This window comes from bacterium (genome assembly GCA_024742285.1).
Lineage (GTDB): Bacteria > Myxococcota_A > UBA9160 > UBA9160 > UBA4427 > UBA4427.
This window is the reverse complement of sequence record JANSYR010000005.1, coordinates 183275-204155: the sequence shown is the minus strand read 5'-3', so window position 1 is coordinate 204155 and position 20881 is coordinate 183275. Positions and strand designations below refer to the sequence as shown.

Annotated in this window: 19 protein-coding genes; 14 read left to right on the top strand and 5 right to left on the bottom strand. The window is 68.2% G+C overall.

What is annotated here, in order from left to right; all coding sequences use genetic code 11:
• The first annotated feature begins 53 nt into the window (after window positions 1-53).
• The 6 genes from NXI30_11830 to NXI30_11805 all read left to right on the top strand — a co-directional run bounded on the left by NXI30_11830 (window position 54) and on the right by NXI30_11805 (window position 7129).
• A complete protein-coding gene (locus NXI30_11830) occupies window positions 54-1244 on the top strand; it encodes an amidohydrolase family protein (protein ID MCR9094899.1) in 1191 nt (396 codons plus the stop codon).
• Window positions 1245-1493: 249 nt separating this feature from the next.
• Window positions 1494-2324, top strand: a complete 831-nt coding sequence (locus NXI30_11825; GenBank protein MCR9094898.1) for an SDR family oxidoreductase — start codon at window positions 1494-1496, stop codon at window positions 2322-2324.
• 19 nt (window positions 2325-2343) lie between these two features.
• On the top strand, window positions 2344-3576 hold the full coding sequence (locus NXI30_11820) for a sulfotransferase (protein ID MCR9094897.1): 1233 nt from the start codon (window positions 2344-2346) through the stop codon (window positions 3574-3576).
• A 22-nt stretch (window positions 3577-3598) separates the two neighbouring features.
• Window positions 3599-4882 carry a DUF1254 domain-containing protein gene (locus NXI30_11815; GenBank protein MCR9094896.1) on the top strand — a complete coding sequence of 428 codons (1284 nt, stop codon included), beginning with the start codon at window positions 3599-3601 and terminating at the stop codon, window positions 4880-4882.
• Window positions 4883-4911: 29 nt separating this feature from the next.
• Window positions 4912-5916, top strand: coding sequence for an NADPH:quinone oxidoreductase family protein (locus tag NXI30_11810; GenBank protein MCR9094895.1), 1005 nt, complete (start codon window positions 4912-4914; stop codon window positions 5914-5916).
• A gap of 13 nt (window positions 5917-5929) precedes the next feature.
• Entirely contained in the window at window positions 5930-7129 is a 1200-nt protein-coding gene (locus NXI30_11805; GenBank protein ID MCR9094894.1) for a CoA transferase, read from the top strand.
• 9 nt (window positions 7130-7138) lie between these two features.
• Here the strand turns inward: NXI30_11805 and NXI30_11800 are convergent, their stop codons facing one another.
• Both NXI30_11800 and NXI30_11795 read right to left on the bottom strand, forming a co-directional pair.
• Entirely contained in the window at window positions 7139-8248 is a 1110-nt protein-coding gene (locus NXI30_11800; GenBank protein ID MCR9094893.1) for an NAD-dependent epimerase/dehydratase family protein, read from the bottom strand.
• Window positions 8245-8634, bottom strand: coding sequence for a hypothetical protein (locus NXI30_11795; GenBank protein ID MCR9094892.1), 390 nt, complete (start codon window positions 8632-8634; stop codon window positions 8245-8247). The genes NXI30_11800 and NXI30_11795 overlap by 4 nt, the downstream gene beginning before the upstream one ends.
• Before the next feature lie 156 nt (window positions 8635-8790).
• Between NXI30_11795 and NXI30_11790 the strand changes: the two genes are divergently transcribed.
• The 5 genes from NXI30_11790 to NXI30_11770 are packed head-to-tail and all read left to right on the top strand — an operon-like array spanning window position 8791 to window position 12902.
• Window positions 8791-9276 carry a pyridoxamine 5'-phosphate oxidase family protein gene (locus tag NXI30_11790; GenBank protein ID MCR9094891.1) on the top strand — a complete coding sequence of 162 codons (486 nt, stop codon included), beginning with the start codon at window positions 8791-8793 and terminating at the stop codon, window positions 9274-9276.
• Window positions 9277-9305: 29 nt separating this feature from the next.
• A complete protein-coding gene (locus NXI30_11785) occupies window positions 9306-9845 on the top strand; it encodes a nuclear transport factor 2 family protein (protein MCR9094890.1) in 540 nt (179 codons plus the stop codon).
• Window positions 9842-10849, top strand: coding sequence for a zinc-binding dehydrogenase (locus tag NXI30_11780; protein ID MCR9094889.1), 1008 nt, complete (start codon window positions 9842-9844; stop codon window positions 10847-10849). Before NXI30_11785 ends, NXI30_11780 begins: the two co-directional genes overlap by 4 nt.
• 26 nt (window positions 10850-10875) lie before the next feature.
• The gene (locus NXI30_11775) at window positions 10876-11877 is read left to right on the top strand and encodes a peptidylprolyl isomerase (protein MCR9094888.1); all 1002 of its coding nucleotides are present in this window, start codon (window positions 10876-10878) and stop codon (window positions 11875-11877) included.
• Window positions 11874-12902, top strand: coding sequence for a HupE/UreJ family protein (locus NXI30_11770; protein ID MCR9094887.1), 1029 nt, complete (start codon window positions 11874-11876; stop codon window positions 12900-12902). The genes NXI30_11775 and NXI30_11770 overlap by 4 nt, the downstream gene beginning before the upstream one ends.
• A 9-nt stretch (window positions 12903-12911) precedes the next feature.
• Here the strand turns inward: NXI30_11770 and NXI30_11765 are convergent, their stop codons facing one another.
• The gene (locus tag NXI30_11765) at window positions 12912-14384 is read right to left on the bottom strand and encodes an acetyl-CoA acetyltransferase (GenBank protein ID MCR9094886.1); all 1473 of its coding nucleotides are present in this window, start codon (window positions 14382-14384) and stop codon (window positions 12912-12914) included.
• A 129-nt stretch (window positions 14385-14513) separates the two neighbouring features.
• Here NXI30_11765 and NXI30_11760 point away from each other — a divergent pair, with 129 nt between their 5' ends.
• The gene (locus NXI30_11760) at window positions 14514-15125 is read left to right on the top strand and encodes a TetR family transcriptional regulator (protein ID MCR9094885.1); all 612 of its coding nucleotides are present in this window, start codon (window positions 14514-14516) and stop codon (window positions 15123-15125) included.
• Between the two features lie 65 nt (window positions 15126-15190).
• Complete coding sequence (locus tag NXI30_11755) at window positions 15191-16354, top strand: MBL fold metallo-hydrolase (GenBank protein MCR9094884.1); 1164 nt, start codon at window positions 15191-15193, stop codon at window positions 16352-16354.
• An 11-nt stretch (window positions 16355-16365) separates the two neighbouring features.
• Here the strand turns inward: NXI30_11755 and NXI30_11750 are convergent, their stop codons facing one another.
• Complete coding sequence (locus NXI30_11750; GenBank protein MCR9094883.1) at window positions 16366-17820, bottom strand: HAD-IB family hydrolase; 1455 nt, start codon at window positions 17818-17820, stop codon at window positions 16366-16368.
• A gap of 67 nt (window positions 17821-17887) precedes the next feature.
• Between NXI30_11750 and NXI30_11745 the strand changes: the two genes are divergently transcribed.
• Window positions 17888-18823, top strand: coding sequence for a TIGR03560 family F420-dependent LLM class oxidoreductase (locus NXI30_11745; protein MCR9094882.1), 936 nt, complete (start codon window positions 17888-17890; stop codon window positions 18821-18823).
• Window positions 18824-18908: 85 nt separating this feature from the next.
• Here the strand turns inward: NXI30_11745 and NXI30_11740 are convergent, their stop codons facing one another.
• The gene (locus NXI30_11740) at window positions 18909-20873 is read right to left on the bottom strand and encodes a S9 family peptidase (protein ID MCR9094881.1); all 1965 of its coding nucleotides are present in this window, start codon (window positions 20871-20873) and stop codon (window positions 18909-18911) included.
• Window positions 20874-20881 lie beyond the last annotated feature (8 nt).

Sequence of the window (20881 nt, the reverse complement as noted above, 5' to 3'; positions counted from 1 at the left end):
CGCGCGCTACATTCGCCTCCCGCGACGACGCACGACACGAACAGGAGCCCGCCATGTCAGAACGCCTCCAGGAACCGCTTCCCTCCTCCGGCAACGTCATGGTCATCAGCAGCGACTGCCACGCCGGCGCGCAGCCCGCGACCTACCGCCAGTACCTCCCAGAGAAGCTCCGCGCCCGCTACGACGAATGGCAGGCCGCGTACGAAGCGGAGATGGAGGCGCGGACCGGGACCTTCTACGACCAGGAGGCCGAGGACGCGCGCAACAACGACCAGACCGTGCTGCGCGCCATCGAGGGCGAGTGGGACGCGAAAATGCGGATCGAGCAGCTCGAGAGCGACGGAATCGCCGGCGAGGTGATCTTTCCGCAGCAGGCGCCCTTCGGCGGAGGCCTGCTCCAGTACCGAACGAAGGTCGATCCGACCGAGAATCTCGAAGGGCAGCGCGCCTACAATCGCTGGCTCGCCGACCTGTGCAACGAGCATCCCGGGCGCCACGCCGGCGTCGCGATGATCACCGTCGACGACATCGACGTCGCCTGCCAGGACACGATCGACGCGAAGCAGATGGGGCTCTGGGGCGGCGTGATGCTCCCCGCCGGCACGGGGGACAATCAGTTCTACCACGACCCGCGCTACGAGAAGCTCTGGGCGACCTGCGACGAGCTCGACATGCCGGTCCACACCCACTCGGGCTGGAGCCCGGACTACGGCGACAGTCCGGCGGCCACGGCCATGTTCGTGAACGAGGTCTCCTGGTATGCCAACCGGGCCTTCACGGCGTTCGTCTGGGCCGGCGTCTTCGAGCGTTACCCGAACCTCAAGCTGATCATGACCGAGCAGGGCTCGCGCTGGATCCTCGACAAGCTCGAGCAGTTCGACATGCACTACGAGTCGCCGCTCTTCAAGTACTTCGGCAAGGGTCTCACGATGTCGCCCACCGAGTACTACGAGCGGCAGGTCTTCTTCGGCGCCTCGATGCTCTCGAAGAAGGACTGCGGCCTCCGATACGAAATGGGCGTCGACAAGCTGATGTGGGGCTCGGACTACCCGCACCTCGAAGGAACCTGGCCCCATACCCGCGAGAAGATGAACGAGACCTTCGCGCAGGTGGAGGACGACCGGGAGATCCGCGACATGCTCGGGCTGAACGCCGCGCGGGTCTTCGGCTTCGACCTGGAGCTGCTGAACCCGATCGCGGATCGGGTGGGCCCGACGATCGACGAGGTTCGCGGGACGGCCTGATCCCGCGTGAAATCCGGCAGGTCGGCGGCACCAGACATGTCCTCTTGTTAGGCCCATCGCCACAAGAGCACGCCTCTTCCTTCCTCCGCCGTGCCGATGACAGCGAAACTCGCCTTCGCGAAAACCCGTCCGAGTACCGAATCCGGGGAGCACGCGAGCGCGGACTTCGCAAGCGCCCCCCGATCCCGGACGTCTGCGTGGCCTCACCGGTATGGCTAGGATCCGTCCCCCATCCGCAGGAGGAGCACGATGGACCTCGGACTCACCGGCAAGAGCACGATCATCACCGGCGGCAGCGGCGGAATCGGACGCGGCCTCGTCCTCGGATTCGCCGAGGAAGGCGCCAATGTCGTGATCGCGACCCGTGACGGAACCAAGGGACAGGAGGTCGCCGACGCGGCCAAGGATCTCCCGGGCGACGTCCTCGTCGTCCCCACCGACGTCACGAAGCTCGACGCCGTCGAGCAAATGGTCGAGAAGGCCGAGTCGGCCTTCGGACCGATCGACGTGTTGGTGAACAACGCGGGTGGCGTGTTCCATCCGACGCCCTTCCTCGACAAGTCGATCGAGGATTCCGAGTGGGAGGTCAACCTGAACATCTGGGGTGTCCACCACTGCACCCGCGCCGCAGGCAAGAGCATGGTCGCCCGCGGCACCGGCTCGATCATCAACATCACGTCGAACTCCGCCCTCGTCCCCGAGGCCGCGAACCAGGTCGCCCTCTACGGTGGGACCAAGGGCTTCGTGATGTCCTTCTCGAAGGGCCTCGCCTACGAGTGGGGGCCGTTCGGCGTGCGGATCAACTGCGTCGCGCCGGGCTGGATCGTTCCCCATCAGGCGGACCACGTCGGCGAGGGGAGCTTCTGGCGCAAGTACGGCTACGAGTTCTTCGGAACGCCGGAGCAGATGGCCGGCGCCGCCGAGTCCGGTGACGCGAACTTCAATGTGTCGAGCCAGCCGATCCGACGCATCGGTCGCCCCGAGGACATCGCCGACGCCACTCTCTTCTTCGCCTCCGACCGCTCGAAGCATCTGACCGGCCAGCTCGTCAGCGTGAGCGGCGGCTCGTACATGCCCTGAGACGGCGGAAGGATCCCGAATGTCGATCTGGCAACCCGGTCCGCGCCCGGCGTGGGTGCAGGCCCTGAACGAGAACTGCGATCCCGACTGGGTGCGCCTCGACCCGGAGGTCCTGCTGGCCGAGGCGCGCGAGAAGACCGGCCTCGACGACTTCGGCGACCCGCGCTTCGAGGAGCCCTTCCGGATCTTCGTCGAGTCCCTGAACGACGAGCGGTCGCTGCACGCGATCGGCGCCCTGCTGATCCGCGGCGACCTGCTGAACGCCCTGACGATCCGTCTCGAGCTGACCGAGGAGCGCAAGCGTCATCCCGAGGTCACCCGGGAGGCGATCGAACGTCCCGTCTTCATCATCGGCCTTCCTCGCACGGGAACGTCGATCACCCACGAACTCCTCGCCGCCGACCCGCGCCACCGCGCCCCGCGCCACTGGGAGATCCGCTACCCCTTCCCCGCGCCCGAGACGGCGAGCTACCGGACCGACCCGCGGATCGCCCAGGCCGATCGCCAGATCCGCCTCTGGTGCGAGATCGTGCCGGAGTACGACCAGGTCCACGAGCTCGGCGGCGACATCCCCGTCGAGGACATCCAGGTGATGGGCGCGAGCTTCGTCTCCGACGAGTGGATGGGACGCCACGTCGTCCCCGCCTTCTCCGCGTGGTACGCGACCTGCGACCGCGTCCCGGGCTTCGAGTTCCACAAGCAGATGCTCCAGCACCTCCAGTGGAAGTGCCCGGGCGAGCGTTGGGTCCTCAAGTCGCCGAGCCACATGGGCCAGCTCGACGCGCTGCTCACGGTCTACCCCGACGCGCGCATCGTGTTCACCCACCGCGACCCGCTCCGCGTCCTCCCTTCCGTCGTCTCGACCCTCTACTCGACGGCCTTCGTGCGGTCGGACGAGGTGGACGCGGAAGCCATGAAGGGCTGGTTCACGGGCGAGACCTGCGCAGCGCTCCTCGACGGCATGACGGCCCTCCGCCGCTCCGGCCGGCTGCCCGAGAGCCAGTGCTTCGACCTCCGCTACGCGGACCTGATGAAGGATCCGGTCGCTGCGCTCGCCGGCGTCTACGAACATTTCGAGATCGAATACCCGGAGTCGTCGCGACAGGCCCAGCAGGACTACATCGACAACAAGCCGAAGGGCCGACACGGCAGGCACAGCTACGACTTCGCAGACACCGGCCTCGACCTCGACGAGGAACGGGCGCGCTTCGCGGAGTATTATGAAACCTACGGCGTCGCGAGCGAGGCCTGATTCGGATCGGAGGGAGGCGGGCATGACGGAAGATGCAGCGATTGGCGGAACGGGAGCCTCCGGAAAGGCACTCCGCGACGCGCTTCGAAGCGTGAAGCGGAGCGATGCGGAGCAGGCGCAGCGACTCGTCGACGGCTCCGCGATGCGTGACCTGCTGGCGGCGATCGAGCGCGCCTCGGATCACCTCCTCGCCTTCCCGATCCGGGAGAGCGCGACGCCCGGGGAGCTCCGGGCCCAGGGCATGCGCTACCTGCTCGGTCTCGTCACCACGGGCATCGCGCAGACCAGCCAGCTCGCCGACCCCGACTACCCGAAGATGATCCGCAGCCCCGACTCCGAAGCGAAATGGGGCGCCGAGAACGTCGACAACCAGTACCTCTGGTGCCGCGTCTCGCCCGCCTCGAGCTACCTCGTCCGCGGCAACCGCGAGAACGTGTTCGAGGCGCTGCTCGAGACCAAGGACGGCTACATGCAGCTCGGCGACGACCAGGTCTTCGACACGCTGCTCCTGACCGACTGCGCATGCGACGCGAACGGTGACTTCGAGATCCTGCTCGCTGCCGAGAAGCCCGCCGACTGGACGGGGAACTTCATGTCGATGCCACCGGAGACCCAGTACTGGTGCGTGCGTCAGTACTTCGCCGACTGGGCGGTCGAGCGCCCCGCGCGTTTCGAGATCGAGCGGATCGGCGGAGTGGGGATCCCGGCGCCTCCGCTCCAGCCGAACCACATGGCGAACTACCTCGACGAAGCCGCGCTCTGGATCGAGCAGACGACGGTCTTCTGGCAGGAGTGGGTGACGCAGCTCCGCGACGACCACGAGAAGGGCCGCCTGATGGAGGCGGCTCCCTTCGTGGGCGGCGCCGACGACATCGTCTACGGCAACGACTGGTGGTCCCTCGATCCCGACGAGGCCATGATCGTCGAGTTCGAGGCGCCCGACGCACGCTACTGGCAGATCCAGCTCTGCGACGTGTGGTTCCGGACCATGGACTGGGCCACCCACCAGACCGGACTGAACCATACGCAGGCCCGGGTCGACCCGGACGGCCGCGCGCGCTTCGTGTTCTCGGCCGAGGACCCCGGCGTCCAGAACTGGATCGACACGATGGGCACCTACGAAGGCATGATCCAGTACCGGTACATCTGGTCGAAGAATCGTCCCGCCCCGTCCGTCACGATCTGCAGATTCGCCGACGTACGAGATCATCTACCGGCGGACACGCCGACCTTCGACGAGGCCGCGCGCCGCGAGCAGCTGGCGATCCGCCATCGCCACCTGACCCGCCGCGAGCCCGTGACCTGAATCCACCCGCCACGAGGAGACCGACCGAAATGCGAGGATGGCAGACCGTGAAGCCGGGCAGTCCGAAGGACGCCCTCGAATTCAAGACCGACCTCCCCGAACCGACCCCGCGCGAGGACACCGTGCTCGTCGAAGTCCTCGCCGCCGGGATGGGGCTGCCCGACGTCTTCATGTGCCAGGGCAGCTACGCGATGACGCCCCAGATCCCGTTCACCCAGGGACAGGAGGTCGTCGGGCGCGTGATCGGCTGGGGGGACGCCGTGGAGAACCGCAACGTCGGCGACCGGGTCATGGCCGTCACCAGCTTCTTCACGGGACATGGCAGCTACGCCGAGCAGGCCCTCGCCCTCGACGATTTCTGCCTGCCCGTGCCCGACGGGATGACCGACGCCGAGGGCGCGGCCTTCCTGATCCCGATGCACACGGCCTATCTCGGGCTCGAGACCCGCGCGAAGCTGCAGGCGGGCGAGACGCTCCTCGTCCTCGGCGGTGCCGGCGGGACGGGGACGGCCGCGGTCCAGATCGGCAAGGCCCTCGGTGCGACGGTGATCGGGACGGTCGCCGGCGCCGACAAGGTCGACTATTGCAAGCAGCTCGGCGCGGATCACGTGATCGATCGCAAGCAGGACGACATCACGCAGGCGGTGATGGACCTGACCGGCGGACTGGGCGCGAACTGCGTCTACGACCCGGTCGGCGGCCCGGCGTACACCGCCGCCAGCAAGTGCGTGGCGCACGAGGGGCGGATCTGCCTGATCGGCTTCGCGAGCGGACAATGGGGCCCCGTCGATCCCGCGCACATGGTCTACCAGAACTACAGCGTCGTCGGCGTGATCCCGTCGAACTACGGCCGCGACTACAAGGAAGAGGTCCAGGAGAAGCTCCTCGCGTGGTGGCGCGAGGGCAGGCTCTCCGTGCGGGTCGAGGAGATGGTGCCCTTCGATCAGCTCCCCGACGCCCTCGAACGCCTCGGGGCCAGCCAGGTCCAGGGCAAGCTCGTGCTCGGCGTGCACCCCGACGCGACGGCGCCTTGAGCCGGGAGCTCCGATGAGCGCGAGCGAACGAAGCGGTCCCCTCGCCGGCGTCCGGGTCCTCGACCTGACGAGCGTCGTGTCCGGCCCGATGTGCACCCAGCAGCTGGGCGATCTCGGCGCCGACGTGATCAAGCTCGAATCGCCGGGGGGCGACCAGACGCGCTACTCGGGGGCGCCCTTCAAGGAGCCACTCTTCTCGGCGATGCACACCCAGATGAACCGCAACAAGCGGAGTCTGGTGGTCGACCTGAAGAGCGCGGCCGGGCGCGACCTGATCCTCGACGTGATCGATCGTTTCGACGTGTTGGTCGAGAATTTCCGGCCGAGCGTGATGGCGCGACTGGGCCTCGACTACGAGACCCTCGCGGCGCGCCACCCGGGTCTCGTCTTCTGCTCGATCAACGGCTTCGGCAGCGACGGCCCCTACGCCGCCCTCCCCGCCTATGACCAGCTGATGCAGGGGCTCGTCGGGGTCATGCCCGCCCAGGGCGGCGACGGCCCGCCCCAGCCGGTCAACGGCCCGATCGCCGACAAGACGAGCGCCGTGACCGCGGTCAGCGCCATTCTCGCGGCGCTCTTCGCCCGCGAGCGGGACGCGGAGGGTCGGGGACAGCGCGTCGAGGTCGCGATGATCGACGCCTATGCCGCCTTCGCCCTCCCGGACCCGATGACGCCGCGGGCCTTCCCGCCCGAGGTGCTCGAGACGGCGATGTCCTCCGCCTTCTTCTCCGCCTGGGAGACCGCGGACGGCCACGTCGTCGGCCTCATCATCCAGGACCACCAGTTCGCCGCGCTCTGTCGCGTGCTCGGGCGCGAGGACCTCGCGGACGATGCTCGCTTCAAGGAGATGGGTACGCGCCTCGGCAACTACATCGAGCTCGTGGGGCTCCTCAAGGAGGAGGTCCGCAAGTGGCAGAGCACCGACTTCGTCGCCCGTGCGCGCGAAGAAGGCGCCACCTTCGGCCCGGTCAACGACATCGACGGCTTCCTCGAAGACCCCCACGTGCGCCACCGCGAGACGGTCCGGATCCTCGAAGACGAACGCTTCGGCCCGGTCCAGTACCTCGCGCCGCCGTGGAACTTCTCGGCCACGCCCGCCACCATCGATCGCCATGCGCCGCGCCTCGGGGAGCACAGCGACGAGGTCCTCCGGGAGCTCGGTCTCGGCGACGACGCGATCGCGCGCCTCAGGGACGCCGAGGCGATCCGCTAGGCGAGCGGCCTACGCGAAGTCCTTGTTCGTCCGCTCGCGCCCGCCCGGACCGCTGTACGCGAGCCCGAAGCCCGGCGCCTCCCCGACCCAGGTGGGCTCCGCGATCTTTGACATGACCTCGCGCCATTGCTCGATCAGGCGATCCTCGGCGACGTAGTCGAAGGGGTCCTGCATGACCGTCTCTTCCATCCCGCCGGGCTCCGGACGGTTCTCCGCGAGCCACTTCGCCGTCCGCGCGAGCGCTTCCTTCGGCGGGACCTTGTCCCGATAGCCGAGCTCGTTCTCCATCTTTGAGGTCGAGACGATCCGGTGGGTCGTCCACGGCTGGGCGACCAGCGGCCGCGCGGGCCAGGCGATCTCCCAGGGCATCGACACGATGTCGAACGTGTGCCCCATCGACTTCGCAATCACCTCGATCACCTGCCGGATCGAGAGCACTTCCTGATCGGCGGCGTTGTAGATCTGGCCGCGGGCCTTCTCCGGCTGGTCGACCGCCAGCAGCAGCGCGTGCGCCATGTTCTCCGTGAAGCCGAAGCTCGAGAGCGAGAGGCCGTCTTCGGCGACGATGATGGGGGCGCGGCCGTCGAGGATCCGGCGGACGATGCTCCACTCGCGCGGGGCCGGTTGCCGAGGCCCGTAGACCCAGGGATACCGGAAGTGGGTGGCGTCGGGCTGGGCGTCGAATACGCGCTCTTCCGTGCGAGCGATCCGGAAGCCCTTCTCGTCGTCCGACGGGTCCCGGATCTGCGCTCCGTCTTCGCGGGTCGGGATCGGGAAGCCCGGCGGGTCGAAGAGCGGCGCGTTCATGTAGCCGCGATAGCCGGGGAGGCCGCCGACGGAGATGAACTGACCGACGCGCCCGGCCGTGATCTCGGCGTTGGCGCGCAAGCGGCCATAGGTCGCGATGCAGACGTCGAAAGTCCGATCGCCGAGTGCGCCGCGCACCTTGTCGGGATCGTAGGCGTCGGTGTGGATGTGCTCGACGACGTCGGGAATTTCCGGGCGCTCGTGGGCGCCGCTGTGGAGGATCGCCGTCTCGAAGCCGCGGTCGACCAGACCGTTCACGACGTGGGGGCCGGAGGGGCCGGTGCCCCCGATGACGAGCGCGCGGCGACTCATTCGGCTGCGCTCCCGAAGAGCCAGGCGAGGGCCTCGTCGCGATCGCGAAAGACCTTGAGCTCACGGGGCATGTCCTTGGCCATCAGTTCGTACATTCGCCCCATTCCGAAATCCGACTCCCGCGCGACGAGGATCGCCGTCCGACCGCCCGCCATCCTATCCCAGAGGGCGCTCCCCCGGCTCGCGGCGGTCTGCATCTCCTGACCGGTCATCGCCGCAGCGACGTTTCCCTCCGTGGCATCCCATAGGCAGGGCTTCGCCGGATCGAAGGCCCGATCCACGTAGAGCTCGCGCTGCGCCGCCAGGATCTCCTCGGTCGACAGGTCCCCGTGGATCTCCTGGACCGCCAGGCCTCGTTCTTCGTCGATCCGGGTGAGAACCGCCAACACCACCTCCGAGGGCGCCTGCCCCCCGCAACCTGCCGTCGATTTCGATACCGTCTCCGGACGCCATCGATGGACCCGAAGCGCCCTCGCCGGACCCGAACATCCGGTGAGCGCCTGCCGAGCGAGACGCCCATGCCCCGCAAAGACGATATCAGAATGACGGACGAGGAGATCCGGGCCTACCTCCAGGAAGGCCACACCCTCACGCTGGTCACCAACGGCCCCAAGGGCTACCCCCACGCGGTCGCGATGTTCTACGCCCTCGACCTGAGCGACGACGGGATCGTCCTGAAGTTCGCGACCTACGCCTCGAGCCAGAAGGTGAAGAACGCCCAGAAGGATCCTCGCTGCACCCTCCTGATCGAGACGGGGCACGCCTACAGCGAGCTGCGCGGCCTCATGATGGAGGGCGAAGCCGAGATCGTGACGGACCTCGACGAAACGGTCCGGACGATGGTGGAGGCCAACGCCCGCACCGGCAGCCCGCTCCCGGACGTCGACCTCATCCCCGAGGACGTCAAGAGAAAAATGGCGGGCAAGCGCGTGCTGATGAAGATCCGGCCCAGCCGCTTCGTCTCGTGGGACCACGGCAAGCTGCCGAGCAGCAAGACGCCCGACGGCATGAAGAAGGCCGCAGGATAGGCCTCGACCGTCGCGAAGGATCCGCCCCGATGACCGACGTCGAGAAGCTCCTCGCCTACGAAGAGATCCGTCAGCTCGCCTCGCGCTACGCCGTCTATTCGGACGCGCGTGACATGGACGCGCTCGTCGACCTCTACGTGCCGGACGTCCGGGTCGGTCGCGACACCTACGGGCGCGAGGCACTCCGGGCGGACATGGATCGCGCGTTCCGAGGCGTGGGCGTGACCTTCCTGCACGTCGGCAATCACGTGATCGACCTCGTCGACGACGACCATGCGACGGGGATCGTCTACTGCCGGGGCGAGATCCAGGACGGCGGGCTCGACAGCGACCGTTGGATCATCCACGCGATCCAGTACCACGACACCTACGAGCGACGCGACGGCCATTGGCTCTTCGTCCGGCGCAAGCATTTCCTCGTCTACGGTGCCGAGCTCGGCCAGCACCCGCTCCAGCAGGAGCCCGCGAACTGGCCGGCGAGCCAGACGGGTGTCGGGAGCCATCCCCACGTGCTCGACTCGTGGAAGGCATTCTGGGGCGCGGAAGCCCGGGAAAGGAGCGGATCATGAAGCTCGCGCGCATTCACGGCCCCGACGACGTCCGCCTCGACGATGTCCCCGAGCCGGTCTGCGGTCCGGACGACGTGATCCTGGACGTCCGTGCCTGCGGCATCTGCGGCTCCGACGTCGGCTACGCGAAGCTCGGGGGCGTGACGGGCCCGGTAAAGGATCCGATGCCCATCGGACACGAGCTCGCGGGGACCGTCGCCCGGGTCGGCGAGAACTGCGGAGACGTGGCGAAGGTCGGCGACCGCGTCGCCCTCCATCCCGGCGCCGCCGGCTTCGGCCTCGGCAACGGCGGTCCCGAGGGCGGCTTCACGCCGCGACTCCTCGTCCGCGGCGCGGCCCAGGGCAGGAGCCTCTTCCCGATTCCCGACGACATGAGCTTCGCCCACGGCGCCCTCGCCGAGCCCCTCGGCGTCGGCATGCACGCGGTCGACCAGAGCGAGGCGAAGCCGGGCGACCGCGTCGCCGTCCTGGGCGCCGGTCCGATCGGCCTGTCCGCGATTGCGACCCTCGCCGACCGCGGGATCGATGATCTCGTCTCCGTCGACATGTCGGACACGCGCCTCGACGTCGCCCGCAAGCTCGGGGCGACCCACACGATCAACCCTTCGAAGGAAGACCTCTGGGAGGGCCTCGGCCGGATCCACGGAACCGAGACCCTCTACTGGATGGAGATGGTCGGCACGAACGTATTCATCGAGGCGACGGGGGTCGGTCCGCTCCTCGCCGACGTCGTGAAGCGCTGCGCGCCGCAGAGCCGGATCTCCGTCGTCGCCCTCCACCGCCAGGAGGTCCCCGTGGCGTTCATGGACGTGCTGACCAAGGAGATCACGATTCGCGGCTCGATCGAGTATCCGGCGGACTACGGCGAGATGATCCGGCTGCTCGCGCGCCGGGACCTCGAGCCGATGATCACGCACCGCTTCGGACTCGACGATTTCCTCGAAGCGTTCGACGTCGCGCGCTCTCCCGATGCCGGCGCGAAGGTGATGATCGAGCTCGCCTAGCGCGAACCGATCCACCGATCCGCCCGATGCGCGCCCTGCTCCGGTCCCCCCTGCTCCACTTCGTCTCGTTGGGCACCCTCGTCTACGGGGCGCAGGCGGTCACGCAAGCGCCTCCCGGCGACCCCCGGACCGATCGCGAGATCGAGATCGAAGCGTCTGTCCTCGCGGAGCTCGACCGGCGTTTCGCCGAGACCATGGGGCGCGGACCGAGTCCCGAGGAACGCGATCGGATGATCGCCGCCGAGGTCGAGGAGGAGATCCTCTTTCGCGAGGCGGTCGCCCGGGGTCTCCTCGAGCGAGACGGCGGGGTCCAGACGCGGCTCATCCAGAAGATGCTCTTCCTCGAGGGCGAGGCGACGCTCGACGATGCGCCCTCCCTCCTGGCACGCGCGGTCGAGCTCGATCTCCACCGCGAGGACGTCGTCGTGCGGCGGATCCTCGTCCAGAAGATGCGACTCCTCGGCGGCCGACTCGGGGACGATCAGGCGGTCACGCCCGCCGAGATCGAAGAGCGCTACGCGGGCGAGCGAGATCGACTGCGTGCACCCGACCGCATCACCTTCTCGCAGGTCTTCGTGAGCCGTGATCGCCCGGGGATCCCGCGCGACCGGGCAAGGACCGTGCTCGAGACCCTCGTCCGGACGGAGGCGAGCGCAGCGGATGGTCCGGCCCAGGGCGACCCCTTTCCGCTCGGCCACCATCTCACCGGGCGTTCCCGCCATGATCTCGACCGCACCTTCGGTCCCCGCTTCGGCGAGGGCGTCTTCGCCGCCGCCGAAGCCCAGGACGGGTGGACCGGGCCGATCGAGTCCGCCTACGGCTATCACCTCGTTCGCGTCGACGGGATCGAGGCCGGGGCCGTCCCCCCACTCGATCTCGTCGCCGACCGGCTGCGCCTCGAGATCGAGGAAGAACGTCGCCAGGCGAACCTGGAAGCGCTAATCAGCGACCTTCGCACCCGCTACCGGGTGCGGGCCCCGAGCGCGGCGGATCCCGCCGCCCCTCGGTCGGAACAGGAGACCGGATGATCGCCTCTCGCCCCCCGCGTGCTCGAAGCGGCCAAGCGGCCGCCATCCGCCTCCTCGCGGCGATCGCCTTCGCGTGCTTCCTGCCCGGCGGAGCATTGGCCCATCCGCTGGCCCCCGCCCTCCTCCAGCTCGAAGAGCGCGAGGCCGGCCTCGTCGACGTCCTCTGGAAGCGTTCGTCCCTCTCGGTCCCCGGGAGCAACATCGAGCCGGTCCTGCCCCCGGCGTGTCCCGCAACGACGCCGGCGACCTTCGAGGAGCAGGGTGTCGCCGTGCTCGTGCGCTGGACGATCGATTGTGGGACGGCCGGACTCATCGGCCAGCCCCTGCGCGTCGACGGTCTCGGTCCGGCCAAGATCGACACCCTCGTCCGGATCGCCCTCTCGGACGGTCGCGCCATCCAGCGTGTGCTCCGGCGTGGCGAGCCCGAGATGATCGTCCCCGAGAAGGCCGGCCGCTTCGAGGTGTTCTCGGACTATCTCACGATCGGCTTCGAGCACATCCTCTCGGGCGCCGACCACCTGCTCTTCGTCTTCGGCCTCTTCCTCCTCTGTTCGGCGCTCGGCCCGCTGGTCAAGACGATCACGAGCTTCACTGTCGGCCACTCGGTCACGCTATCCCTCGCGGCCCTCGGCTACACGAACCTGCCCTCCGGCCCGATCGAGGTCCTGATCGCTGCGAGCGTCCTCGCCCTCGCGGTCGAGCTCGCGCGGGACACCGAGAAGGAGACGCTGATGCGGCGCTATCCGTGGCCGATGGCGCTCCTCTTCGGGCTGCTCCACGGCATGGGCTTCGCGGGCGCGCTCCGCGAGGTCGGCCTGCCCCAGGGCGAGATCCCGATGGCGCTCTTCTCGTTCAACGTCGGGATCGAGCTCGGCCAGCTCGTCTTCGTGCTGGGCCTGGCGGTCGCGGCGGCGATCCTGCGACGGATCGCGCTCCCGATCCCGATGCCCCAGCGCGCCGCGGTCTACGTCATGGGCTCGCTCGCCGCGTTCTGGACGATCGAGCGGACGGTCGCGGTCTTCTAGCGCCGCGGCTCAGGCCCAGCGCGCCCCGTCGTCGGTCACTTCGATGGCGCGACCGACCAGCTCCTCGGTCTCGCCGAGCGTCATCCATGCGGGGTCGTCGACGACGCGCATCGTGCGTCGTCCGTCATCGAGGTCGATGATCATCGCGACGCCGTGCGCCGCGTTCGGATCATGAGAGACCGTGTAGGCCGCGATCGTGCCCCGCCCGGTGGCGTCGGCCTCGACGGCCTGAATCGGCTGATCGGCCCTCGTCTCCTCGGTCACGAAGTCGTGCAGAAAGGGCTTCGCGCCCGGCTCGGGCCCAAAGATCGCGACCCCCTGCTTGGTGATCAGCCCCGAGACCGCCGTGACGCAGCCCCAGGTGCCCGGCGTCGCGCGCATCGTCTCCACCATCTTGACCCAGCTCTGGATCACGAAGTTGTTGAGCGGCCCGCCACCGAAGGTCATGCCCCCGGTCCGGGTCACGCGCCGGTCGAGGGGGATGCCCATCTCACGCTGCTGCGCGCGAACCGCCGCGGGGAAGCAGCTGTAGCACTCGAAGTGATCGATCTCCTCGGGCTTCCGCTCCACGTAGTCGAAGGCGCGTGCGCCCGCGTGCGCGAAGCCCGGAGACCGCCAGAGATCGCGACGCTCCGAGAGCGTCACCATGTACTCGTTGTCGACGACGGCGAGGGGATAGACGAAGCGGGACTCGTCGAGACCGAGCTCGCGCGCCTTCTCGAGGCTGCACAGGAGGACCGCCCCCGCCTGGTTCACGTTCCACTGCGAGACCAGCGACTTCGTGTACGGGTAGGCGAGCATCCGATTGCCCTCGCCCGGCGTGACGATCTCCTCCGGCGTGCGCGGCGTCCGGTTCCACGCGTCCTCGTTCTCGACCGCCACGGCGTTGAAGTCGCCCCACAGGCGACCGAGCTCCGCACGATGCTCCGCCAACGACTGTCCTTCGTGGGCGCGGAGCGCGTTGTCGATCATCGAGTACTGGATGATCGGCGTGATCAGGCCCAGCTCGATCTCGAGCTGCCCCATGATCTCCTGGTGGGGCACCAGGACCTCGTCGGGGGTGCCCTCGGACTGCTCGGTGAGCGGGACCTCCTGGCCGGCGCGCTGGTAGCGATTCGCGCGATCCCGCGCCTCGCCGCCCACGATCATCGCGACGTCGGACTCGCCCTGCGCGATCGCGGTGCAGGCCTTGCCGAGCACCGTCGACTGCAGGATCCCGATCTCGGCGACGACGGTCTTCACGCCCTTCGCCCCGAAGCGTTCGCCCAGGATGCGCCCCGGATCGGCGTAGGCCCAGAAGCCCCGGGTCGCCCAGATCCGATCGAGCTCCGCGAGCAGGAGCGACGAGCCGGCATCGTCCGCCGCCTGACGCCCGCTCTCTTCCATCAGGTCGAGGGGCTCGGCCAGCTGGCCGGGATCGTCCCCGCGCTGGACGACGGCGGCCGCACCGACGAGGACGGGCGTTCGGGGGTCGAGGGACATCGGTCGGTGCTCCTTGGGACTGCGGCGGGCCCCGGTCGGGGCCGAGGCGCATTCTAGCCCCTCCCCGGCCCGGATCGGCCCCTGCTTTTGACCAGTTGATTCAATCATCTGATCAAATAGTCTCCACCCATGGCCGCCGACACCCGCGACCGGATCCTCGCCGCCGCCACGCGGCTCTATGCCGCCCCCGACGCCGGGGGACCGGCGCTGCGCGCGATCGCGCGGGCGGGCGGCGTGAACTCGGCGCTGATCCACTACCACTTCGGAAGCCGGGACGGCCTGGTCGAGGCGGTCCTGCTCCGGGCCCTCGAGCCGGTCCAGGCCCTGCGCTGGCCGATCATCGAACGCCTGCGCGCCGGCGGCTCCGCCGACGGGCGGGACCTCGCTGCGCTGTGCGTGACGCCGATCGCTGCCCTGCCCCGCGAATCCGATGGGGGACCCGCCCCCGCGCTCCGCCTCCTCGCCCGGGCGATCTCGGAGGACCGGATCCGCCTCGACGCGCTGACGGCCCAGCACTTCGCGCCGATGCTCTTCGCCCTCCGCGACGTCCTGGCGACCGCACTCCCGGCGCTCTCCCGGGAGGCCAAGGAGCGGCGATTCCAGTTCGCGGCCGACGCCGCCGTGACCGCGCTCGCGGGAGACGAAGCGACCCGGGCGAACGTCGGAGGAAGCACGACCTTCGACTCCTACGCCCACGACCTCACGAAATTCCTCGCCGGCGCCCTCGACGCGCCCGAGTAGGGCGCGAACCGCACGTTCCCCGCGCCGCGCCCGACACCCACCCATCTGCACTAGAGTCGATCCCGATGAGCAAGCCGCGACGACAAGAACAGGAAAACGCCTCGGAAGAGATCACCGAGGTCGCGAAGGACATCCTTCGCATGCAGCTCCCCATCATGCTGCCCGGCCTCGGGCACGTGAACATGTACGCGCTGGTCGACGGCGACGGCGCGGCGGTGATCGACCCGGGCCTGCCGGGCGAATCGACGTGGAACGCGATCACGGACCGGCTCAAGCAGGCCGGTCTCGAGCCGCGCCACATCCACACGGTCTTCATCACGCACTCGCACCCGGACCATTTCGGGGGCGCCGTCCGCATCCACAAGGAATCCGGCGCGCGGATCGTCGCCCACCGCGCCTTCCACTTCGGCGGTCCGGCGCGCGGCCACAAGCGCCACACGAGCGATGGGCACGGGCATGCACACGGGCACGGACACGCAGACGGCGACCACCACGTCGAGGCGAGCGTGGACGACCTGGTCGCGCACATGGAGCTCCTGGAACGCGACCGGCGCCGTTCCCAGAATCCGCTCTGGCGGATCCGGAGCGCGCTCAAGCGGATGACGACCCCCGCGCCCTGGAAGGGCCGCGGCGAGACGGCGAGCTTCCGCGAGAGCCTTCGATTCCTGTCGTATGCGACCTTCGGCCGGAGCCGCTTCGTACCGCCGGTGACCCACCATGTGGAGCACGGCGACGTCCTCCGCCTGGCCGGTCGCGAATGGTTCGTACAGCACACACCGGGCCACACCGCCGATCACATCTGTCTCCACGACCCGGATACCGGCGCGTTCCTGTCCGGCGACCACGTCCTGCCCTCGATCACCCCGCACATCGGCGGCGTCTCGTACCTGGCGGATCCGCTCAAGTCGTTCTTCTACTCGCTCGATCGCGTGGGCGAGATCCAGGGCGTCGAGCTCGCGCTCCCGGCGCATGGCCACCCCTTCGACGATCTCGCGGGCCGCGCCCAGGCGATCAAGGAGCACCACCACGATCGCCTCGACGAAATCCGCGACATCGCCCGCGAACTCGGCCGCGCCGACGTGAACAGCTTCATGAAGCGGCTCTTCCGCGAGCGCAGCTGGGGCGACATGGCCGAGAGCGAGACCTACGCCCACCTCGAGCACCTACGACTCGAGGGCATGGCCGAAGCCCACCGCAACGACAAGGGTCGACTGGTCTACGACCTCTAGCGACGGGCTGGCTAGCTGTCCTGGTGCAGCACGTCGAGGTACATCGCGCGCACGCGCGCGATCTCCTCGTCGAGGCCTTCGACGGTCCAGCTCGACGTATCGATCGGCGGGAGCACCACCGCTTCGATCGTCGCGGGGCGCACGATCGACGCGTCCTTCGGGAACGCATCGAGCACGTTCCGGAACACGACCGGGACGATCGGGACGCCCGCCTGCATGGCCAGGTGGAACGCGCCCTTCTTGAAGGGGCCGAGGCGCGGCGTGATCGAGCGCGTGCCCTCCGGTGCGATCGCGATCGAGCGTCCGTGCTCGAGCGCGCGAACGGCCGGCTCGAGGGCGGCCTTCGACGCCTCCGCGCCGGCCTCCGAATCGGTCTCGGCGAGCCCGGCCCGGTCGACGAAGACCACGCCGGCGGCGGTGAAGAGCGGGCCCATGATCGGATCGTCCTGGATCTCCTTCTTCCCGACGCCGGTCATGTCCCGGCGCACGATCTTGAGCATCAGGACCGGGTCGAGCGCGCTCTGGTGGTTGAAGATGAACACCGCCGGCCGTGTGGCCCAGGCGTTCTCCTCCCCTTCGACGCGGAGGTCGATCCCGGCGAGGGAAGTCGCGAGGTCACTCCACACGGCCCCGGAGACGTTGAGCAGCTCGCGGTAGGACCCGTTCACGATCCCCGCCGCCAGCCCCGCACCGAGCGCCGGCGCGACGCTCGCGAAGCTGAGCCCCGTGCGAATCAGGTCCCCGAAGCCCGGTCGTCCGCGGCTGCGGAAGCGCCGCACGGGCCACATCCGCTCCTTGGCGATCTGCGCCAGCTGCCGATTCGGGTTGAGGGGTCGCGGCCGGCCGACCGCTTCGAGGAGCGGCAGATCCTCGTGGCTGTCGGTGTAGAAGTAGCTCTGGTCGAGATCGACGCCCTCGGTCTCCGCGATCTTCCGCGCGGCGACGGCCTTGCCCTCGCCGTAGCAGGTCGGACCGGCGAGCGCGCCGGTGAAGACCCCGTTCTCGACCTCGAGATCGGTGTACATCGCGTGCTCGATCCCGAGCTCCCGGGCGAAGGGGAGGACCTGGTACTTCGTCGCGCTCGAAATGATGGCGACGGTGTGGCCCGCTTCCTGATGGGCCTCGACGAGCGCGCGGGACTCGGGATAGATCTGCCGCGCGAGGTGCTTCTCGAAGACCTCCTCGCCGACCTCTTCGAGGACCGACTCGGCGAGCCCGCGATAGCTCGCGGACATGCCCGTCATCAGCGCCGAGAAGCCCGTCCGGCCGAGACCGAAGGAGAGCGCGCCGTAGAAGGTCCCGACCATCTCGTTCGGGCTCATTCGTCCCGAGAGGAGGCGCTCGCGCATGAACGAAGTCGCCGAGAAGCCGGCCAGGATCGTGTGATCGAGGTCGAAGAACGCACCGATCTTCGGACCCGAAGGTCCCTGTCGGACCTCCTTCGTGAGACGTGCGTAGAGAGCCATCGCGCCGAGCATATCGTTCGTCGCGCCGGTCGCTATCTTCGCCGGGTCACGATCAGGAGAATTCTCGATGTCCCGCCCCCTTCGCTTCGGTGTCACCCTCCCCCAGATCAAGCGCACGTGGCAGGAAGCCCGTGACGCCGCAGTCGAGTTCGACCGCCTCGGCTACGACTCGCTCTGGGTCTGCGACCACCTCTACGGCGTGCCGGCGCCCCAGCTCCCGATCCTCGAGGCCTGGACCCAGCTCGCCGCGACCGCCGCGGTCACGAACCAGGCCAAGCTCGGCACACTCGTGACCCCGCCCTTCTTCCGGAACCCGGCGGTCCTCGCGAAGCAGATCGCGACGATCGAACAGATCGCCCCCGGCCGGACGATCGCCGGCCTCGGCGCGGGCTGGTTCAAGCCCGAGTTCGAACAGACCGGCTGCGACTTCCCGGACGCCCGCGATCGACTGACCGCACTCGAAGACATGATCGAGGTCATGAAGCGGATGTGGACCGAGGAGAAGGCCACCTACGAAGGTCGGTTCTATTCGGTGCACGAGGCGCTCTGCGAGCCCAAGCCCGAGAAGCGGCCCGAGATCCTCGTGGGCGGCGGCGGCGAGAAGGTCACGATGGCGATCGCAGCGCGGCATGCGGACACGTGGAACAACATGGCCGTGTTCCAGGCGCAGCTCGCTCAGAAGATCGAGGCCCTGGACAAGCGCTGCGAGGAGGCGGGCCGGGACCCGGCCTCGATCGAGAAGTCCCAGCAGTGCGTCGTGGTGATCGGCGAGGACGATGCCGCCGGTCGGGCCGGGCTCGAGAAGGCCAAGAAGATCTACGGCGGCCACATGGGCGGCGCCCTCGAGGAGCACGGCATCTGGGGCTCGCCGGAGCGCGTCATCGAGTGCATCGAGCGCCACCGCGCCCTCGGCGTCACTTTCTTCGTGATCGAGTTCTTCGGTCGCGACACCCGCGAGCCGGCGCAGCTCTTCGCCGAGACGGTGATGAGCCACTATTCATAAGGCGTCTCATAAGGCGTCGCCTGCGGGCGCTCGGCGACTCCGACGAACCGACCCGATGCAAGGCGTCGCCGCCGGGCGCTCGGCTTCAGTTCGCCGGCTTCTTCTTCAGGTGGTCGTCGAGGAAGTCGGCGATTCGCTGGAGCATGTCGATGCGCTGGCGTTCGCGTTCCAGGAAGTGGTCCGCGTTCTCGTATTCGATGTAGTCCACGGGCTTACCGGCCCGCTCGAGCGCCTTCGCGAGGTCCTCGCCGTGGTCGACAGGCACGTTCATATCGAGGTCCCCATGGAAGAGAAGTACGGGCACGGGCATCTCTTCTGCCCGCCGCAGCGGTGAGCTCAGCCGCACGTCATCCCCCTCGGTGGCGACCATCGACTGGAACGCCTTCTTCCTCACCGCCGGCGCATCTTCGTAGAGCCGGCGCGGGTGCGTGATGCCGGCGATGCTCACGGCGCATCGGTATCGATCAGGGTGTTCCAGCGGGCTCATCAAAGCCGCATAGCCCCCGTAACTCCACCCCACGGTGCAGATACGCTGAGGATCCGCGATCTCCTTCTCGACGAGGTGGACCACCGCATCCTCGATGTCCTGCATCACGACCCGCCATTCCTTCAGCGCGCCTTCGCCGGCCCAACCGTCTCCGTAGCCCGTCGAGCCCCGATAGTTCGGCTGGAGGACAGCGTACCCCTGCGCGGCGAGGAACTGCGGAACCCAGTCGAACCCCCAGCTGTCGCGAGCCCAGGGTCCGCCATGCGGGTAGACGATCAGAGGCAGATTCTTCCCGGAACGACCGTTCGGCATCGTCAGGTACCCGGGGATCTGCTTGCCATCACGAGAAGGGAAGCGGACCGCACGCATCGGGGAAAGATCGTCTTCGTCCAGCCAGGAGCGGACTTCCGTGATCCTGGAGACTTCGTCTGTCTTCGTGTCGTAGCGGAAATAGGCCCCCGGGTTGACGTCGCTGTTCGCCAGAATCAGGTAGTACCTCCGGTCCCAGCTCTCATCGACGAGGAGGACGTCGACGTCGCCGAAGTCCTCCGAGACACGCTCGTGAATCGCCTTCGCCGCGTCGTCGAAGTAGTGGACGTGCCCGCGATCGGTCTCGTAGTGAACCGCGACTACACGATCGTATTTGCCGAGTGAAGACAACGCGGATAGATCGACCTCGGGGTGCGAGAAAACCACCTCCCGGGGGCGCGGCACCGTCGCGTCTTCCTGAAGCGTCTCGCGGAGCAGGGCGCGTCGCCCATCGACGTCGTCCCACACGAGGATCTCGTTGGGCTCCGAACCGAAGGCCGCGAAGGCGTAGTCGTCGAAGAGCTCCTTGGCTTCATAACGGTGGAGGCGTCGCCACTTCTTCTCTCCTGCGAGTCGATACTCGACGTCGATGTTGGTGCGGTTGGCGTTGGACCGGATTCGCACCTCTTCGCGACGGACGTCCGCGACGTAGTCCCAAACCGTCTCACGTGGCTTCACGATCGTCTTGAGTTTGTTCTTCTCGATGTCGACTCGGACGACGCCCTGCCCTCGCCCCTCGTTGAACTGGAGCCAGATGTACCTGGGTTCGTCTGGCAGCATCGCGACGATCTCGTCCTGGTGAAAGGCCCAGTTCTCTCGCTGCTGCCGTTGAGCAAGCACCTTCTGATTTCCGCCATCCACGTCCACGGCGACGAGGCGGGAAGAAAACACCGGATCGCCCCTCAGACTCCAGACGCCATAGTAGGCACACAGGAGTCGCGAATTCGTCGCCCACCGGCAGCGCTCGACGTACATCCCCTTCTTCGGATCACTCGCCGCGACCATGCTGGGCTTGCCCGTCGTCAGGTCGATCACCATCGCGATCGGGAAGTCGTCGGAATGGTTCCGAAGGAACGAGACTTTCTGGCCATCCGGAGACATCCGCATGCCCCAGACGCCGCTCAGCTTCCCGAAGTAGGACGCCGCGGTATCCAGATCCATCACCGCCGACGAAGGCCGAGCCGACGTCAGAATGACGGCAAGCGCCATCGAGATCGAAGTCCGAGCGAGGAGTCCCCAACCAGATCGCATCATCACCCTTC

What these genes read in the sequence shown, in the direction of transcription:
- NXI30_11760 (MCR9094885.1), top strand. Translation starts at nt 14,514, where the DNA reads ATGGCCGCCGACACCCGCGACCGGATCCTCGCCGCCGCCACGCGGCTC.
- NXI30_11820 (MCR9094897.1), top strand. Translation starts at nt 2,344, where the DNA reads ATGTCGATCTGGCAACCCGGTCCGCGCCCGGCGTGGGTGCAGGCCCTG.
- NXI30_11775 (MCR9094888.1), top strand. Translation starts at nt 10,876, where the DNA reads ATGCGCGCCCTGCTCCGGTCCCCCCTGCTCCACTTCGTCTCGTTGGGC.
- NXI30_11800 (MCR9094893.1), bottom strand. Translation starts at nt 8,248, where the DNA reads ATGAGTCGCCGCGCGCTCGTCATCGGGGGCACCGGCCCCTCCGGCCCC.
- NXI30_11805 (MCR9094894.1), top strand. Translation starts at nt 5,930, where the DNA reads ATGAGCGCGAGCGAACGAAGCGGTCCCCTCGCCGGCGTCCGGGTCCTC.
- NXI30_11830 (MCR9094899.1), top strand. Translation starts at nt 54, where the DNA reads ATGTCAGAACGCCTCCAGGAACCGCTTCCCTCCTCCGGCAACGTCATG.
- NXI30_11790 (MCR9094891.1), top strand. Translation starts at nt 8,791, where the DNA reads ATGACGGACGAGGAGATCCGGGCCTACCTCCAGGAAGGCCACACCCTC.
- NXI30_11750 (MCR9094883.1), bottom strand. Translation starts at nt 17,820, where the DNA reads ATGGCTCTCTACGCACGTCTCACGAAGGAGGTCCGACAGGGACCTTCG.
- NXI30_11815 (MCR9094896.1), top strand. Translation starts at nt 3,599, where the DNA reads ATGACGGAAGATGCAGCGATTGGCGGAACGGGAGCCTCCGGAAAGGCA.
- NXI30_11755 (MCR9094884.1), top strand. Translation starts at nt 15,191, where the DNA reads ATGAGCAAGCCGCGACGACAAGAACAGGAAAACGCCTCGGAAGAGATC.
- NXI30_11770 (MCR9094887.1), top strand. Translation starts at nt 11,874, where the DNA reads ATGATCGCCTCTCGCCCCCCGCGTGCTCGAAGCGGCCAAGCGGCCGCC.
- NXI30_11740 (MCR9094881.1), bottom strand. Translation starts at nt 20,873, where the DNA reads ATGATGCGATCTGGTTGGGGACTCCTCGCTCGGACTTCGATCTCGATG.
- NXI30_11825 (MCR9094898.1), top strand. Translation starts at nt 1,494, where the DNA reads ATGGACCTCGGACTCACCGGCAAGAGCACGATCATCACCGGCGGCAGC.
- NXI30_11765 (MCR9094886.1), bottom strand. Translation starts at nt 14,384, where the DNA reads ATGTCCCTCGACCCCCGAACGCCCGTCCTCGTCGGTGCGGCCGCCGTC.
- NXI30_11745 (MCR9094882.1), top strand. Translation starts at nt 17,888, where the DNA reads ATGTCCCGCCCCCTTCGCTTCGGTGTCACCCTCCCCCAGATCAAGCGC.
- NXI30_11785 (MCR9094890.1), top strand. Translation starts at nt 9,306, where the DNA reads ATGACCGACGTCGAGAAGCTCCTCGCCTACGAAGAGATCCGTCAGCTC.
- NXI30_11810 (MCR9094895.1), top strand. Translation starts at nt 4,912, where the DNA reads ATGCGAGGATGGCAGACCGTGAAGCCGGGCAGTCCGAAGGACGCCCTC.
- NXI30_11780 (MCR9094889.1), top strand. Translation starts at nt 9,842, where the DNA reads ATGAAGCTCGCGCGCATTCACGGCCCCGACGACGTCCGCCTCGACGAT.